Below are 15,983 nucleotides of genomic sequence, written 5' to 3'. Positions count from 1 at the left end.
ATGGTATAAAAATCAGAAAATTCCAGATTTATGTGGGGGTGCTGAACAGTTACCCCCGATCAACAATGCCGACATTGGGGTAACGTAACCCGATGCCGGAGTAATGGTGGCAAGCCCGGCCACCGCTCCCACCAGGGGGTCGAAAAAGGTAAAGTAGCCATTCTCCCGGTAGGCCATCACGGACCAGGCAATCATGCCACTGGCACTGGCCATTCCCGTATTGGTAAACACAATGGCGGTAGTACCGGCTGCCGCCAGGGTGCCGCCGGCATTAAAACCAAACCAGCCAAACAACAGGATGCCAGCACCAATGGCCACCAACCCCATGTTAAAAGGGCCTTTATCGGTGATCACCTTCCGGCGCCCTAACACCCATAAGGCAGCAAGGCCTGAAAAGGCGGACGCTACGTGAATAACGGTGCCACCGGCAAAATCCACAAACCCCATTTTTGCCAGAAAGCCGTTCCCCCATACCCAATGGGCCACCGGGAAATAGACCAGAATCATCCAGATCACCAGAAACTTCAGCCAGGCCCCCATGGTGATTCGATTGACAATAGACCCGGTCATCAAAGGCAGTGTGATCCAATGGGCCACCGGGAAATAGACCAGAATCATCCAGATCACCAGAAACTTCAGCCAGGCCCCCATGGTGATTCGATTGACAATAGACCCGGTCATCAAAGGCAGTGTGATGATGGCAAACATCAGTTGATACATAAAGAACATGAGAAACGGAATGGTGAGTCCATATCGGCTATTCACATCAAACACAATATTTCTGAAGCCAATGTATTGAAACGGATTCCCGATCACGCCCAGAAGATCATTACCGAATACCAGGCTGAACCCGCCAAAAACCCACAGTAACGTGACGATGCCAATGGCAATAAAGACTTGCAGCATGATGGTCAGGGAGTGTTTCTTTTCCACTAAGCCACCATAAAAAAATGCCAGCCCCGGAGTCATAAAAAACACAAGAACAGTGGCAATGACCATGAAAGCAACATTGCCATGCACTACACCTTCAAACATGGTTTCCACCCTGATACTGAAAGACGTTGACGAATTGATTGCCAATCCATGCAGAGGAGGATTCGAAAAGCCTTATGAAATAATAGACGACATCTAATATTGTTCGAGCAAATGACACTGTTTGATATTGCCTTTTGATATTGCCGCAAATTGCAAGGCCATAAATTGCAAGATCATAAATTGCAAGACCACAGCAGTAGACTACGATTCACCCTTATAAACGACGTTTATTATTTACCTGTTGAGGTGGCTAAGTTACCGTTAATGGTTGGAAGCACCAATGTTCAGTAATTCTGCTGATCAACCGGCCAACAGTTAATTTTTTTGCTGCCGTCAGTTCTCGCCTCCAGGCCAGATAATGGGGAAGGTAACGAGTTGCAACCCCTTGGAATACGCCGCCAATCCAGCGTTTTAAATGACTGTGATAAGAATTTACAGTCTGGATGTGGTAGATGCCTTCAACAACATGTTTAGGACTTACGCATTGACAACAGGCTCTAAAATTTGATAATGCCAAAAAACAGATGTCTTCAGGGATGAAAGTGAGAACTACCACTCGACCGACCACTGCACGATGCACTCTTGCAAAATACATTGGCTTTTTGATTAGTGAGCCAAAATCATCAACATGCACAAGACTGGCCGAGGTTACCGACTTTTCTCACGATAGCGCAAACCGCTTTCTTAAGCGTGAAAACTATCAGCCCAAAGATATGTACGATGAAGCAGTCAAAAGTTTAAACCCTATTGGCGGCACCCTGAGCGTTGATGACAGCGTGCTCGACAAACCTTATAGCTACTCCGTGGCACTGGTTGGCCACTTTTGGTCGGGTAAACATCACCGAGTGGTTAAGGGAGTTAACCTCATCACCCTTTATTACACCGACGTATCCGGGCGCCATATGCCGGTGAATTACAGGATATACGACAAATCGGAAGACAAGACAAAAAACGACTACTTCCGTGAAATGTTGATTGAAGTGCTGGTATGGGGGCTGAAGCCAGCGTTCGTTACCGGTGACTCCTGGTACAGCTGCACGACTAACCTGAAGACGATTAAAAACCATCAGACTGGGTTTATGTTTGCCGTTGAGAAAAACAGGACAATATCACTGGAAAAAGGTAAATGGCAGCAGGTTCAACACCTCGACATCCCCGACAATGGTCTGGATGTATGGCTCAAAGACTTCGGTAAGATCCGGTTGTTCAGGACGATGCTAAAAGACCAGCGTCGCCACTACGTGGTTTACTTGCCAGAGGAAGTCCCTTTTGAACGCAATGACTTCAAGCAGATCCATGACCAGCACTGGCAGATCGAACAGTTTCACAGGGCGATCAAGCAGGTTTGCCATATTGAGCACTTTCAGGTTCGCAGCGAACGACCCGTCAGAAACCATATATTTGCTGCAATTTTAGCTTTTGTTTATCTCCAGAAAATGCAGATAGAGCAGGAGTTTACGAATATTTATCAGCACCAACGGGGGCTGTTTAAAGAGACAATAGGCGCTTTCATTGAGAGTTTTGCAAAGGGGAAGGATCACCTCCTACCAAAATTTATCGGTGTCATCAATGCGTAAGTCCTAATGTTGACCTGCTGATGTCACCAGCTCCTTGAAGACAAATCCAAGCTTGTCAGCAAGTTTTTCGTGAGCGAGGTGTGCATCCGCACAGACCGTGGCCTGTATCGATATGCGGCCATTTAAATGCCTGCACAATTCATTAGCACTTTCGTTTTCTAATACACCGTCAACGGTATTTCGATTACGGTCCCGAGCCACCATTACCGGGACTTTTCGGGCTTTGTTGGGATCATTACCCCGCTTTCGGGTTGGCCGTGGAAGGCCTTCTCTTTGCCCTTTGAAGGATTCACGGAAAAATGTTTCATCAAGCTCAGTAATGCCACAAAGCTCTTCTGCTTGATCATTATTAATCACTTCAAGAAAGCGGTGACGCCAGCGGAACGCAGTTTTCAAGTCAATGGCATTCTCAGCAGCAGCTGGTCGCAAGACCATAGAGTGAGTCATACCTGCGAGGTACTTGTTCCATTTTTCAGGGTGCCTGAGCCTTGCCAAAGGCGTTCCACTAAAGGCGTTAAACGTTGAGTCGCAAGTCTTGCAGTGGTAGCGCTGTTGGCCATTTCGTATGCCCCAGCGACCAACGCTATGGCTTTTGCATTTGGGGCACCTGGGGTTTTCGGCAAATTGGGCAAGTATGCTCTTTTCTACGTCAGGTGTTGCATTATCGTTATTGGGTATAGATTCACTGTAAACAGGTTCAGAGTCAGTGGTTTCTACTACCTCGGTAACCTCTATTTGAGTACTAAGGAGCGAGTTGTTAAGAATGTCTCGCTGTTCACTGGTTAATGTTGAAATGGAATCAATAAAATTCTGGAAGAGTTCAGATTGCATATCACTCCCCTACAACGTAGATTTTATGGGAGTTTAGCTGATTCAACCATTAACGGTAACTTAGCCTGTTGAGGTCATGTCTATGAGCACCAAAAAGGGAGTAAGAGGCAGTATTCTTACGTTTGTTGCAGATCCCTTTGTTGTGGATAGTGATAAGTCTTACCGCTACTACGAAGACGGTCTGGTTCTATTGGCAGACGGCAAGATCGATAAAGTCGGCCCTTACCAGGACCTGGACAGACTGTTGAATGATGACTTTGAAGTACTCGATTATTCAGGCTACCTGATCACCGCCGGTTGCATAGACACTCACGTTCACTACCCGCAAACACCCATGATCGCTGGTTATGGTGAACACTTGCTGGAATGGCTGAACGAATACACGTTCCCCACTGAACTGAAATTGAAAGATAAAGCCTTTGCTACCTCAGTGGCTAAAATGTTCCTTAAAACCACATTGAAGGCCGGAACAACAACCAGCGTTGTATACGGCACCGTTTTTAAAGACTCTGTCGATGCCTTCTTTGAAGAAAGTGAGCGCCTTGGAACCCGTATGCTCTGTGGTAAGGTGTGGATGGACAGAAACGCTCCTGATGGTCTGCTGGACACCCCACAATCCGCCTATGACGACAGCAAGGAACTGATCGAACGCTGGCACAATAACGGTCGGCAAAAATACGTCGTCACGCCCCGTTTTGCCCCTTCCTGTACCGGAGAGCAACTGCAAAAAGCCGGCGAGCTGTACCGTGAGTACCCCGATGTTTATATCCAGACTCACCTGTGTGAAAACACCGGCGAAATTGACTGGGTAAAAGAGCTGTTTCCCGAGCAGAAATCCTATACCGATGTATACGACCACTATGGACTTGTGGGTGAACGGGCGGTGTTTGGTCACTGCGTTCATTTCAATGACGACGATTTTAAAACCCTTTCAGAAAAGAAAGCGGCCATCTCCCACTGCCCGACCTCTAACCTGTTTCTGGGCTCTGGCCTGTTTGACCTGGAAAGATCAAAAACCGGTAAATACCCCTGCCTGGTGGGACTGGGCACAGATATTGGTGCCGGAACCAGTTTCTGCCAACTGCAAACCCTGAATGAAGCGTATAAAGTGTCCGAATTGCTGGATCATAAGATGACCGCCATTAAAGGCTACTATCTGGCCACCCTGGGAGGTGCCGAGTCCATTTATCTTGACGATAAAATTGGCTCCATTACTGAAGGGAAAGAAGCCGATATGGTCGCCTGGGATCTTCACTCCACCGAGTTGATCAAGTACCGCATGTCGTTCTCAAAATCATTGGAAGAAAACCTGTTTACCCAACTGGTCATGGGGGATGATCGCTCCGTTCGCGCCACGATGGTCAATGGCGAAGTGGTTTATGACCGGGACAGTGGTTTCTATAAAGAATTATAAGGAGTACAGGTCATGACTTCTGATGCTACAACGCTTGGCGGTGGCCGCGCCTGGTTCTACTGGATCATTGCCACCACCTTTGTGCTGTTTCTGTTCAATCTGCAGACCGGTTACAACATCATCAACCCCGACCTTGAAAGCAGCCTCTCGCTGACCGTTGCCCGGGTTGGCCTGGTGGCCAGTACCTATACAGTGGTGTTTGCCATCTGTCAGCTGTTTTCAGGCCCTTTGCTGGATCGTTTTGGTATCCGCTTTATCATCCCGTGCGCCATCTTAACGGTGGCGATCGGCGCTACTATTCTGGCCAGGGCAGAAAACTTTGGCATGCTGTTGACGGCCGAAGTCGTTATGGCACTGGGTTCAGTTTTCGGTTTTGTCGGTGCCGGGTTTGTCGGTGGTGAGTGGTTCGGACCGGCAAAATTTGGCCTGATGTTTGGCTTTGTACAGACCGCTTCCTGTCTGGGGTCGCTGTTTGGTGGCAACATACTCAATGCACTGCTGGCGGATTTCAGCTGGCGCGAGATCATCCAGTATTTTGCCTATTTTGGTTTCTGCCTGGCCATTATTGCCTTTATTTTTCTCAGGGATAGCCGTCCAATGACCGGTGAGTTCTCGGTCATGTCCGTTCTTTCCAAGTTGATTGATACCGCTAAAGTTGGTCAGATCTGGATCATTATGCTGATGGGGGCAGCGTTGTTTGGTACTTTGCTCTCCATGGCGGTGGTCTGGGCCAGTAAAATTGTGCAAAGTCACGGTATTGCGGTCAGCGATGCCAATACCGCATCGTTGCTGGTCTGGCTTGGAGCTGTCTCTTGATCACAAATAGCTACCTTGTTCTATCATTTCTCACTGATAAAACAGGTCATGCTTCCACTTTCTCCTAAACCATGGTCAGAACTAACTTTTGGATGTGCTGATTTGGGCGATACTCGACGTACAAAACGACTTGTCAAAGTTGCTGCCGAGCTTTCAGCTCATACCGGTAATTCTTTGTCATCTTCATGCGAAGGTTATACCGCACTGGTAACTGGAGCTTACCGGCTGATTGAGAATGAGGCCGTAAAGCCTGAAGCAATAGCTGAGGCAGGCTTTCAGGCAACTGCCAAAATAGCGAGACAGTCTCGCCTACTTCTGGCTCTCGAATACAACAACCCTGGTTATAAACATGCTGTCAGATCCGAGCTTGGTGATCTTGGAGGTCCTGAAGGCTCTAAAACCAGAGGATTCCACGTCCACTCTGTCTTCTTGGTTGATGCGGATACAGAGCGAAGCATTGGGCTTATTGATCAAGAACGATGGGTTAGAGAGGACGTTCAGCGGGGGAAAAAGAACCAACGTCGTCAGCTACCTTACGAGGGAAAGGAAAGCTTTAAGTGGCAAAGAGCCTCTGAAAACACAGAACAAAGGATGGGGGGTAAAATGCCTGACATCATCAGTGTTTTGCGACCGGGAGGCGGATATATACGAATATATGCACTACAAACTGGATAACCGACAGCGGTTTGTTGTAAGAGCTACACAAAACAGAATCCTGGTGGATGGCGAACTCTTATTATTTGATTCCTTAGCTCAGGCTGAAGTGTTGGGGAAATATACGATAGTGGTTCCTCAAAAAGGAGGTAGAAAGAAGCGAAAGGCAACGCTGCAGGTCAAAAGAAAGAAGATGACAATACAGGCGCCGCAAAGGCCAGGCGGCAGGCCGGAACCGGTAACTATGAATATTGTGTCGGCTGAAGAGATTGGCAATGACTCCGAAGACCGTTTGCACTGGGTACTATTGACAACTGAAGATATTGAAACATTCGAAGACTGTCGCTCTATCATTCGATTTTACGAGCTCCGATGGCGAATAGAAGAGTTCCATAAGGCTTGGAAATCGGGAGCAGGAGTAGAAAGGCTTCGTCTGCAATCTCCGGATAACATTGAACGACTTGCGGTCATATTAATGTTTGTCGCTGTCAGACTAATGCAAATCCGTGAAGCATTAATGTTACCGAATGACAGGCAGCACAAAGACAGAAAGCTTTGGAGTGAAAAAACACTCGCGAATGAGGTGGTCAGTGATGATGAATGGCAGGTTCTCTGGCTAACCTATGAAAAAAAAGCGTTGCCCGATAAGCCGCCAACAGTCACTTGGCTGCTTCAAACGATTGCTCGGCTTGGTGGTTGGGGTGATTCAAAGCATACAGGGCAGCCCGGCTGGTTAGTGGTATGGGAAGGCTGGGCGAAATTGCAGGATCGGGTAAAAACCTGGCAGATAGCCCGGCAGTTCAGCGCTGGAGAGATGTGATCAAGAGTCAGGGCTTGGAGCAGGTATTGCCGCAGGTTTGATGGACAAATTTTCACGGATGGCAGAGAGCAGGAAGAAGGTCATTGTTGTTTGCTCCATCATCTACATCATCAGCCTTCTGGCTCTGCTCTACCTGCCCATGGATTTTTATTTGGCCTGTTTTATTATCCTGGTTTTTGGTTTTGTCAGCTCCGCACAGATGCTGACATTTACCATGGCATCGGAAGTTGTACCGGTTGAGCTTGAAGGAACCTCTGCAGCGTTTGTCAACAGCGGTATGTTCATCACCGGTACCGTATTGATATCCCTGCCCGGCTACCTGTTACCGAATACCAGTGGCCATTTAACAACCGGGGACTTTCAGGAAGCCATGATGCCAATCTGGATCATTAATCTTGTCGTTCTTGTTCTGTGCATTCTGTTGATGAAAGATACTTATAAAAAGGCCTGAAAGTGCCCGCACCTGACGCTGATGAAGCCTTAAAGAGCGGTGGGGCAAGGGCGTGGTGGATGTGGATTATTGCCACCACCTTTTTGCTCTTCCTGTTTAATCTGCAGACAGGCTATAACATTATCAATCCTGCCCTGGCAAAGGACCTGTCACTGACCGTTTCCCAAGTCAGTATGGCGGCCAGCGTTTATACTGTGGTATTTGCTGTCTTGCAAATATTCTCAGGCCCGATTCTGGATCGCTTCGGTATCCGCTATGTCATTCCCTGCGCCATCCTGACCGTCACCCTGGGTGCCTATTTATTAGCATTGGCCCATAGCTATCCGCAGCTGATTGTGGCACAGGTCGTTATGGCGATCGGGGCTATTTTTGGCTTTGTCGGTGCCGGCTTTGCCGGTGGCGAGTGGTTTGGCAGTATTAAATTCGGATACATGTTCGGGTTGGTTCAGGCCTCTGCCGCGTTTGGGTCCTTCTTTGGTGGCAACCTGATCAATGAATTACTGGACTGGTACCACTGGCGTACGGTTATTAACGGGTTTGGCTGCTTCGGTTTGCTACTGACATTGGTTGCCCTTCTGTTTCTCCGTGACACCCGAGATGTCCATAGATATTCCCTGTCGTTTCGCACGGGTATCGTAAAAGAACTTTTTTCGGTACTTAAAATTCCTCAAATATGGTTATCGACACTAATGGGGGCAACACTTTTTGGTGGCTTGCTCTCGCTGGCCGTGGTTTGGGCCAGCAAGATTATTCAGAGTTATGGCATGGAACCGACCGAAGCCAATCGTGCATCGCTGGTGATATGGCTCGGCTGCGGTATTGGTTCAGGAACCATGGACTTTATATCCAAAAAATTACGGAGTCGTAAGACAACGTTATTATTCAACGGGGTCGGTTTTGTTATTGCCCTGTTACTGTTGCTCTATAAGCCCGGCAGCTTTTATTTCACAAGTCTTTTGACGTTTATTATTGGTTTTACCAGTGCGGCTCACATGCTGGCATTCACTATGGCCGCAGAGATGGTACCAGAAGCACTGGAAGGCACATCAGCAGCGGTGACCAATAGCGGCCTGTATCTGATCAGCGCGGTGATGATCACCCTGCCAGGCTACCTGCTACCACACGCCGAAAAGCTGAGGCCGGAAGATTTTCAGCTGGCAATAATGCCGGTAGAAATCATCACGGTCATCAGCATGATTCTATGCTTTCTCTTTTTGCAAGATACCTTTAAACCGGAAAAACAGTAAATCACTTCCATTCAGCAACAAATTGATTAACCTCCAATACCGGCACTTTCTTTTTAGTACCCGTCGGCTTACCAAGGTAGATAAAACCCATCAGCTGTTCATTGTCGGCAAGACCCAGGCCTTTGGCCATTAGCGGATGGTAACAAAGTGCTCCGGTTCGCCAAATCGCCCCTACTCCCTGTGCATAAGCAGCCAACAATAAAGACTGAACTGCCGCCGCCAGTGACATCTTCTGCTCAATCTCCGGCACCTTTGGATGCTGCTTAACCGGGCAAATAGCCAATACCAGCATCGGGGCCCTGAGCGGCATTCCCCTGAAACGTGCCAATGCATCTTCTGAAAGGTCCGGCTGGTCTTCCAGGGCTACTTTCGCCATCAGCTCCCCAAGAGCCTCTCTTGCTTCATCACGGACCGCCAAAAAGCGCCAGGGGCGCAAGCGGGCATGATCCGGCGCTCTGAGGGCTGCCTGAAACATCACGTCCAACTGCTGATCCGTTGGCGCTGGAGCCTCCAGCATCGGTGACGATACTCTTTCCAGTAAAAGCTCTATACCATCCATCAATCACTCCCCCCAATGACCCATTTTTGAAACCATAATGTGATTAGCGCAAAAAGCAAGAGACTTCCCTGGCAGACTAGTGAGCATGGCTCTTTTTGAGTTCCATACTGCCTATGTCACCAGCCAACTGACCAAGGGCTGAAGCAGGCATTCGCCTCTTCGACCAACCTTTGTCGAACTGGCGAGCTCACTTTTACAATAAGTGGTTCTCAGACAGCAAGACAAAAAAAACCGCCCCATCGTCACAATAATTGGTTTTCAGGACAGTAAGATGAAAAAAACCGCCCCATCGTTGGGCGGTTTTTATTAGCCAGGGATTTGATCAGCCCCGGAGCAGTGTCCAGTTGAACGTTATGTGTATTGTATCAGGGCAGTAAAGATGGAAAGCCCTTTTGTCCTTATGATCAGAATGCTCACATTGTCGTCAACTCAACTCCTGCATTTACTCGTAAGGTGAGCGGGAAATATACCAACAGAAGTAAAACTTATTTCAAGAGTAATTGGCACCGGGTAACCTGGCAATACGATCAACCTTGATAACAAAATAACAAATTCTTTTCTCTGCAATAGTTCTGAGCATATAGGCTGCAAAACCGTGCAAATCCATTGAGATGCCTTTATGAGCCCTATCTTTTCCTAACAGGTACCCAGGACTTCTGTGCCCCCCATATGCAGCTGAAACGGTGCATAAACAAAACATATGATTTCTTTGGCCATGTACTTACTGTCGAATAAATCGCAACAATTCAGGTTTCATGTTCACTGTACTGCGCCATGGATTAATATCCAGCCCGCCACGGCGAAGATACTGGGCATAGACCGTCAACGTTTCCAACCGGTAATGTTTTTGCAAATCAACAAACGCACGCTCAACACACTGTTCATGGAATTCCTGATGAGTCCTGAATGAACAGATATATTTCAGTAGCGAGGCATGATCAACCGGCTCTCCACGATAACTGACCACCAGCGTTCCCCAGTCCGGTTGGCCGGTAACCGGGCAGTTGGATTTTAACAGATGGGTATGCAACGTCTCACTGATCGCATTGCCAGAAGGGACTGTTTTGCTTCCAGCCGGGGACTTTGCCAGATGGGAGGAATCATATTGATAACAATCGATCGCCACATCTAACTCATCAATATTGATTCCCGGCGCACGATCAAAAGCACGGGTTTCAAATTCATTGATGGTATATAGCCGCACCACCACTGGCGCTTTAGCTGCTGCAGAAAGATCCTCAGTCAGGCGGTCTGCAACCTGTTCAGCACATTCAAAACGGGATTGATTAAATGAGTTGAGATAAAGCTTAAAAGACTTGGACTCAATCAGACAAGGCGAATGACAGGGCAGCTCAATCTGAGCCACTCGAACCACCGGTTTTCCTGATCGGTTTAACCAGGAAAGTTCATAGCCATACCAGAGATCACGACCGTAAAATGGCAAATGATCCGGGTCAATACCCAGCGCTTCACGCTTGTCTTTACGCTCAACAGGAAACAGCAGTGAAGGATTGTATTCCGCTTGGTACACGCTGTTTTTACCCAGCGGTGAAGCGTGAAGAACATCACTCATTGCCAACCACCATCAGCTTTCTATCAACTTTCTATCAACTTACCAACAACTTCCCATCAACTTCTCAGACCACGGCCAGTTTTCAGCAGGTGCAAGCTGAAGGCCCCCAATAACAGGATGGCCAGAAACATGACCACAAATGAAAATCCGGTATCAACACCACCCGCCGCGCCCAATAGTCCATAACGAAAGGTATTCACCTGATAGAGAATCGGATTCAGCATGGAGACTTTCTGCCAGAATTCGGGCAGGATGTCGATCGAGTAAAAGACACCACCAAGATAGGTCATGGGTGTCAGAACAAAGGTTGGAATAATAGACACATCATCAAACTTTCTGGCGAAGATACCGTTAATAAAGCCACCCAGCGCGAACAACGTCGCCGTCATCACCACAGCCAGCAGCGTAGCAAAAACATCATGGACTTCCAGCTCATTTTCCATGCCAAGAAAGAATAATCCCAATCCCATCACGATGGCGCCGGTAATCACCCCCCGTGCCACACCGCCCAGCACATAGCCCGCCAGAATGATCCAGTCGGGAACCGGTGATATCAGGACCTCTTCAATGCTTCGTTGAAATTTATTGCTGAAAAAGCTTGAGGCTACGTTACTGAAACTGTTGGTAATAACCGACATCATCACCAGTCCCGGTAGTACGTAAGTCATGTAACTGAAGCCCCCCATGGTACCAATACGGGAACCAATGACTGCACCAAAAATTACAAAATAAAGCACCATCGAGATCGCCGGGGGTAACAGCGTTTGTGGCCAGATTCGCATAAAGCGCCGCACTTCCTTGGCAAAGATCGTCACAAAGGCCACCCAGTGATAACGGTATTCACTGTGCTGCGGCTTTTCTGGCAAATCATGCCCTCTGGTATTTTCCAGACCTGACATCACGCTCTGCCTCCCTCTGCAGCAACACCACTCAAGCCACTCTTGGTCATATTGACGAACAGCTCTTCCAGTCGGTTGTTTTTATTTCTCATACTGGCCACGTCAATCCTAAGCTCGCTCAGCTGCCGGAACAGGTCGTTGACTCCCGTATTCTTATCCACCTCTACTTCCAGCGAATGGTTGTCAATTTTGTTCACCTTATACCCTGAAAACACCGGTATCTGCTCGATGGGATGGCGTAAATCCAGTACAAAGCTTTCCTTCTGTAACAGGCTTAACAGCCGCTTCATACTGGTATTTTCAACGATTTCCCCCTGATCGATGATGGCAATATGACGACAGAGCTGTTCTGCCTCTTCCAGATAATGGGTCGTCAGTATGATCGTGGTGCCCCGGTCATTGATCTCCTTAATAAACGCCCAGAGACTTCTGCGAAGCTCTATGTCCACGCCTGCGGTGGGTTCATCAAGAATCAGTAGCTCCGGCTCATGAACCAGAGCCCTGGCAATCATCAGGCGCCGCTTCATGCCCCCGGAGAGCATTCGGGACTGGGTAAACCGCTTATCCCATAAACCCAGCTTTTTCAGATAATGCTCAATGCGGGGCCTGGCCTGCCGGGCAGAAAGCCCATAATAGCCCGCCTGGCTGACCAGAATATCCTCTACTTTTTCAAACTGATTGAAGTTGAATTCCTGGGGCACCACTCCCAGCGCGCGCTTGGCTCTGACCAGATCACGCTCAATATCGTGGCCGAAGACAGAAACACGCCCTTCCGACTTTCGAACCAGTGATGAAATCACGCCAATGGTGGTTGATTTTCCGGCACCATTGGGACCGAGCAAGGCAAAAAAATCACCTTTGGCCACCTCCAGATCAACCCCTTTCAGAGCAACAAATCCGTCGTCGTATACTTTTTTTAAATTCTTGATGGCCAATGCCTGAGTCATGGTTCTCAGCCTTGAGATGCTTATCATCGATTAAGACATCTTATAATAAAGAAATCTTTGATATTGTTCGTTTATTTGCAACTGCCTGAAATGGCCCCGATAAGAAACGCCGCCCACCGGGTGAGAAGGGTTTATCGCAGATAAGCAAGCAGTGATGCCAACGCTTTTCTGGCATTGGGGTAGGCGAAGGTAAAGCCCGCCTCCTCAAGTCGCCTGGGTATAACAGCCTGCCCCTCCGTTAACAACTTCGCAGACTCACCGAGCATCACCGCAAGCACACTTTCAGGCGTTGTCAGGATAGCAGGTCGGCGAACGGCGCGCCCAAGCTCTTTGGCAAATGCTTTGTTGGTCAGAATCTCCGGGGAAACAGCATTATAAACACCGTTTGCTTCCGGGTGGTTTACCAGATAAACCAATGCATTGAGCATATCATCCATATGGATCCAGGACATGATCTGCCGACCGTTACCAATGGGCCCACCCAACCCCAGACGGAAAACCGGCAACATCTTCTGCAACGCTCCACCACTTGGGTGCAATACCACACCGATTCTGACAATACAGGTGCGAACCCCCAACGTCTCAACGCGCCTGGCCACCTGCTCCCAGCGATCACAGAGGGTTGCAGCGAAGTCACTACCCACTTCCGCAGACTCATCCAACTGTTGTCCGGGATTAGAGAAACCATAAAACCCGACCGCCGAAGCGCTGATGAAGCAGCCGGGTTTATTTTCCATCCGCTCAATCAGGTCGACCAGCTCTGACGTTACCCCAATACGGCTATCCAACAGGATCTTTTTGCGAGCCTGGGTCCATCTTTTATCGAGGATACCTTCACCGGCCAGATTAATCACCGCATCAAAATAAGTTGATGGATTAACAGCAGACAGGGAGGAAACCGGCTTAACCCGGTGAGACAGTAGCAGACGAACGTCTTTCGCCGGTTGGCGGCTCAACACGACAACCTGATGCCCTTCATTAAGCAGACGATGAACCAGCCGGCGCCCAATAAACCCGGTACCACCGGTAATCAGATATTGCATGAATCCATCAGCTCCATTGCTCAACCCCAATTATGCCTCTTATTGCCAACCAGGGCAGGGAAACTACGATTTATTAATAATACTCACATCCGTTAATAATCGTAACATTTTCTGAAAAGATAAAAAAAAGCCCAGGTCCCCTCAAACCTGAGCTTTATTCCCTGTCACGCTGGTGCTCCCGCTTGTTCTTATATCTCCATAAAAAAATGAACCCTGCTCTCATTGATCCTTTGCACCTTCAAATGCTACGTAAAATCCACAACAGATTAATTGATCTGCATCAATTTATTTCGGCATATACTTACAGTGCTGTTTATAACTTCTCTGACTAACCAACAGAATCTGGCAATAGCTCCTTAGCAAAGCATCCAGTTGGTCTATTATTGTGAATTATCGTTTTTCTCTTCCAATGCACTGACCGAGATTGACTCAACCGGATAGCAGCGGGATGTCTGTTACTTCAAAGCCATTCATGGCGGGCAGCAGTTCCAGTTAACCGGCTACTATCTGACCTGTTATTCCCTTTCCGGAGCCACCCTCATGATCAAAAGTACGTTCGGTACGCTGCAAAAAATTGGCAGAGCGTTAATGCTGCCAGTTGCCGTACTGCCTGTCGCCGGGATTCTTCTGGGCGTGGGCAGTGCGGGATTTTCGTTTATACCGGATCTGATCTCCAGCATTATGGCCCAGGCCGGCGGTGCGGTATTCAGCAATCTGCCGTTAATTTTTGCCATTGGTACCGCCATAGGCCTAACGGAAAACGACGGCGTGTCTTCAGTGGCTGCTGTCGTTGGCTTTGTCATCATGCTCGGCACCATGGGCATTATGGCCAGCCAACTGGGCTTTGAACCCGCCTCCGTCATGGGCATTGACACCATTGATACCGGAGTCTTTGGCGGCATTATTGTTGGTATGCTGGCGTCAGTGATGTTTAACCGCTACTACAAAATTCAGTTGCCGGAATATCTTGGTTTCTTTGCTGGCAAGCGGTTTGTCCCCATCGCTACCGGCATTGGTGCCATTTTCCTGGGCATTCTGCTCAGTTTTATCTGGCCGCCAATCCAGTCCGTGATCAATGATTTCTCCCAATGGTCAGTGAATGAAAACCCGGAAGCGGCGGGGTTTGTTTATGGCTTTGTGGAAAGATTGCTTATCCCCTTTGGCCTGCACCATATCTGGAACGTGCCGTTTCAAATGGAGATGGGTGAGTTTATTGATGAGTCTGGTACGGTATTCAATGGCGATATTGCCCGCTTCTTTGCCGGTGATCCAACAGCAGGCTTTCTGGCCGGTGGCTACCTGTTCAAAATGTTTGGCTTACCCGCTGCCGCCATTGCCATGTGGCATTGTGCAAAACCGGAGAACAGAGCAAAGGCTGGCGGTATCATGCTCTCTGCAGCACTGACCTCAGTGCTGACGGGTATCACCGAGCCGATAGAATTTTCTTTCCTGTTTGTTGCCCCCCTGCTCTATGGTATTCACGCGCTGCTCGCTGGTATGGCTTACGCCATCACCAACTATCTGGACATCAAGATGGCCATGTCCTTCTCTAATGGCATGATTGACTATGTGCTCTATTTCGGCATTGCCACCAAACCGGTCTGGATTATTATTCTCGGGGCACTCTATGCCGTTCTTTACTACGTTATTTTCCGGGTGCTGATCCTGGCACTCAACCTGAAAACGCCCGGACGCGAAGATGACATTGAGGGTGAAGCCAGTGTCGGGGAATCCAGCGATCTGGCCGTGAATCTGATTCATGCGTTCGGGGGAAAAGCCAATATTAAAAACCTGGATGCCTGTATTACCCGCCTCAGAGTCACGGTTAACAATACAGAAACCGTTGATGTTGACCGGATCAAACAGCTCGGAGTGACAGCTGTAGTGGTGGTTGGCCAGAATATGCAAGCGATCTTCGGGCCACGCTCAGACAATATTCGTACAGAGATGCAGGAAGCGATGAAAGCAATGTGATGAAGCAATGTGATGAGGCAATGTAAAGCCTCCATTACTCCCATGCACCAGAAGATATAGCGCTTCCTATCTTCTGGTTTATACTCATCAATTACCTATATGGGCCGACATTTCTTGTTACATAAATCTTGAAAGGGGGGAGA

Annotated in this window: 14 protein-coding genes and 2 pseudogenes; 8 read left to right on the top strand and 8 right to left on the bottom strand. The window is 48.4% G+C overall.

Annotated features, from left to right (window positions below; all coding sequences use genetic code 11):
- Positions 1–12: 12 nt before the first annotated feature.
- Both MJO57_RS27025 and MJO57_RS27020 read right to left on the bottom strand, forming a co-directional pair.
- The gene (locus MJO57_RS27025) at positions 13–1,035 is read right to left on the bottom strand and encodes an ammonium transporter (protein ID WP_252020149.1); all 1,023 of its coding nucleotides are present in this window, start codon (positions 1,033–1,035) and stop codon (positions 13–15) included.
- A 250-nt stretch (positions 1,036–1,285) separates the two neighbouring features.
- Positions 1,286–1,507 (bottom strand): annotated as a pseudogene (locus MJO57_RS27020) (IS1595 family transposase); the annotation flags it as partial.
- A gap of 70 nt (positions 1,508–1,577) precedes the next feature.
- Between MJO57_RS27020 and MJO57_RS27015 the strand changes: the two are divergent.
- A complete protein-coding gene (locus MJO57_RS27015) occupies positions 1,578–2,612 on the top strand; it encodes a transposase (protein ID WP_252027127.1) in 1,035 nt (344 codons plus the stop codon).
- Positions 2,613–2,621: 9 nt separating this feature from the next.
- Here MJO57_RS27015 and MJO57_RS27010 read toward each other — a convergent pair.
- Positions 2,622–3,443: pseudogene (locus tag MJO57_RS27010) on the bottom strand (IS1595 family transposase); the annotation flags it as partial.
- A gap of 82 nt (positions 3,444–3,525) precedes the next feature.
- On the opposite strand from MJO57_RS27010, the gene guaD reads away from it, so the two are divergent.
- The 6 genes from guaD to MJO57_RS26980 are packed head-to-tail and all read left to right on the top strand — an operon-like array spanning position 3,526 to position 8,845.
- The gene (gene guaD, locus MJO57_RS27005; RefSeq protein ID WP_252020148.1) at positions 3,526–4,857 is read left to right on the top strand and encodes a guanine deaminase; all 1,332 of its coding nucleotides are present in this window, start codon (positions 3,526–3,528) and stop codon (positions 4,855–4,857) included.
- 12 nt (positions 4,858–4,869) lie between these two features.
- Positions 4,870–5,673: a nitrate/nitrite transporter gene (locus tag MJO57_RS27000; protein ID WP_252020147.1), complete on the top strand. Its 804-nt coding sequence runs from the start codon at positions 4,870–4,872 to the stop codon at positions 5,671–5,673.
- Between the two features lie 48 nt (positions 5,674–5,721).
- A complete protein-coding gene (locus MJO57_RS26995; protein ID WP_252020146.1) occupies positions 5,722–6,348 on the top strand; it encodes a transposase DNA-binding-containing protein in 627 nt (208 codons plus the stop codon).
- Positions 6,329–7,147, top strand: coding sequence for an IS4 family transposase (locus MJO57_RS26990; RefSeq protein ID WP_252020145.1), 819 nt, complete (start codon positions 6,329–6,331; stop codon positions 7,145–7,147). The genes MJO57_RS26995 and MJO57_RS26990 overlap by 20 nt, the downstream gene beginning before the upstream one ends.
- A 40-nt stretch (positions 7,148–7,187) precedes the next feature.
- Positions 7,188–7,598, top strand: coding sequence for an MFS transporter (locus MJO57_RS26985; protein WP_252020144.1), 411 nt, complete (start codon positions 7,188–7,190; stop codon positions 7,596–7,598).
- Between the two features lie 2 nt (positions 7,599–7,600).
- The gene (locus MJO57_RS26980; protein ID WP_252020142.1) at positions 7,601–8,845 is read left to right on the top strand and encodes an MFS transporter; all 1,245 of its coding nucleotides are present in this window, start codon (positions 7,601–7,603) and stop codon (positions 8,843–8,845) included.
- Position 8,846: 1 nt separating this feature from the next.
- Here the strand turns inward: MJO57_RS26980 and MJO57_RS26975 are convergent, their stop codons facing one another.
- The 5 genes from MJO57_RS26975 to MJO57_RS26955 form a co-directional block, all read right to left on the bottom strand.
- On the bottom strand, positions 8,847–9,404 hold the full coding sequence (locus MJO57_RS26975) for a nitroreductase (protein WP_252020140.1): 558 nt from the start codon (positions 9,402–9,404) through the stop codon (positions 8,847–8,849).
- A gap of 721 nt (positions 9,405–10,125) precedes the next feature.
- Positions 10,126–10,977 carry an NADPH-dependent 7-cyano-7-deazaguanine reductase QueF gene (gene queF / locus MJO57_RS26970; protein ID WP_252020139.1) on the bottom strand — a complete coding sequence of 284 codons (852 nt, stop codon included), beginning with the start codon at positions 10,975–10,977 and terminating at the stop codon, positions 10,126–10,128.
- A 56-nt stretch (positions 10,978–11,033) separates the two neighbouring features.
- Positions 11,034–11,759 (bottom strand): ABC transporter permease, encoded by a 726-nt coding sequence (locus MJO57_RS26965; RefSeq protein WP_371924925.1) that lies wholly within the window; start codon positions 11,757–11,759, stop codon positions 11,034–11,036.
- A 116-nt stretch (positions 11,760–11,875) separates the two neighbouring features.
- Positions 11,876–12,823, bottom strand: a complete 948-nt coding sequence (locus MJO57_RS26960; protein WP_252027126.1) for an ABC transporter ATP-binding protein — start codon at positions 12,821–12,823, stop codon at positions 11,876–11,878.
- A 131-nt stretch (positions 12,824–12,954) separates the two neighbouring features.
- Positions 12,955–13,866 carry a TIGR01777 family oxidoreductase gene (locus MJO57_RS26955; protein WP_252020137.1) on the bottom strand — a complete coding sequence of 304 codons (912 nt, stop codon included), beginning with the start codon at positions 13,864–13,866 and terminating at the stop codon, positions 12,955–12,957.
- A gap of 540 nt (positions 13,867–14,406) precedes the next feature.
- On the opposite strand from MJO57_RS26955, the gene ptsG reads away from it, so the two are divergent.
- On the top strand, positions 14,407–15,840 hold the full coding sequence (gene ptsG / locus MJO57_RS26950; RefSeq protein ID WP_252020136.1) for a PTS glucose transporter subunit IIBC: 1,434 nt from the start codon (positions 14,407–14,409) through the stop codon (positions 15,838–15,840).
- Positions 15,841–15,983 lie beyond the last annotated feature (143 nt).

This window comes from Endozoicomonas sp. SCSIO W0465 (assembly GCF_023716865.1).
GTDB lineage: Bacteria > Pseudomonadota > Gammaproteobacteria > Pseudomonadales > Endozoicomonadaceae > Endozoicomonas.
The sequence above is the reverse complement of the archived record's forward strand: the minus strand, read 5'-3'. Positions and strand labels throughout refer to the sequence as shown.

Excerpts from the sequence above, each read along its gene's own strand:
- MJO57_RS27025 (WP_252020149.1), bottom strand. The coding sequence starts at position 1,035 with ATGTTTGAAGGTGTAGTGCATGGCAATGTTGCTTTCATGGTCATTGCC.
- guaD (WP_252020148.1), top strand. The coding sequence starts at position 3,526 with ATGAGCACCAAAAAGGGAGTAAGAGGCAGTATTCTTACGTTTGTTGCA.
- MJO57_RS27000 (WP_252020147.1), top strand. The coding sequence starts at position 4,870 with ATGACTTCTGATGCTACAACGCTTGGCGGTGGCCGCGCCTGGTTCTAC.
- MJO57_RS26995 (WP_252020146.1), top strand. The coding sequence starts at position 5,722 with ATGCTTCCACTTTCTCCTAAACCATGGTCAGAACTAACTTTTGGATGT.
- MJO57_RS26990 (WP_252020145.1), top strand. The coding sequence starts at position 6,329 with ATGCACTACAAACTGGATAACCGACAGCGGTTTGTTGTAAGAGCTACA.
- MJO57_RS26985 (WP_252020144.1), top strand. The coding sequence starts at position 7,188 with ATGGACAAATTTTCACGGATGGCAGAGAGCAGGAAGAAGGTCATTGTT.
- MJO57_RS26975 (WP_252020140.1), bottom strand. The coding sequence starts at position 9,404 with ATGGATGGTATAGAGCTTTTACTGGAAAGAGTATCGTCACCGATGCTG.
- queF (WP_252020139.1), bottom strand. The coding sequence starts at position 10,977 with ATGAGTGATGTTCTTCACGCTTCACCGCTGGGTAAAAACAGCGTGTAC.
- MJO57_RS26965 (WP_371924925.1), bottom strand. The coding sequence starts at position 11,759 with ATGCGAATCTGGCCACAAACGCTGTTACCCCCGGCGATCTCGATGGTG.
- MJO57_RS26960 (WP_252027126.1), bottom strand. The coding sequence starts at position 12,823 with ATGACTCAGGCATTGGCCATCAAGAATTTAAAAAAAGTATACGACGAC.
- MJO57_RS26955 (WP_252020137.1), bottom strand. The coding sequence starts at position 13,866 with ATGCAATATCTGATTACCGGTGGTACCGGGTTTATTGGGCGCCGGCTG.
- ptsG (WP_252020136.1), top strand. The coding sequence starts at position 14,407 with ATGATCAAAAGTACGTTCGGTACGCTGCAAAAAATTGGCAGAGCGTTA.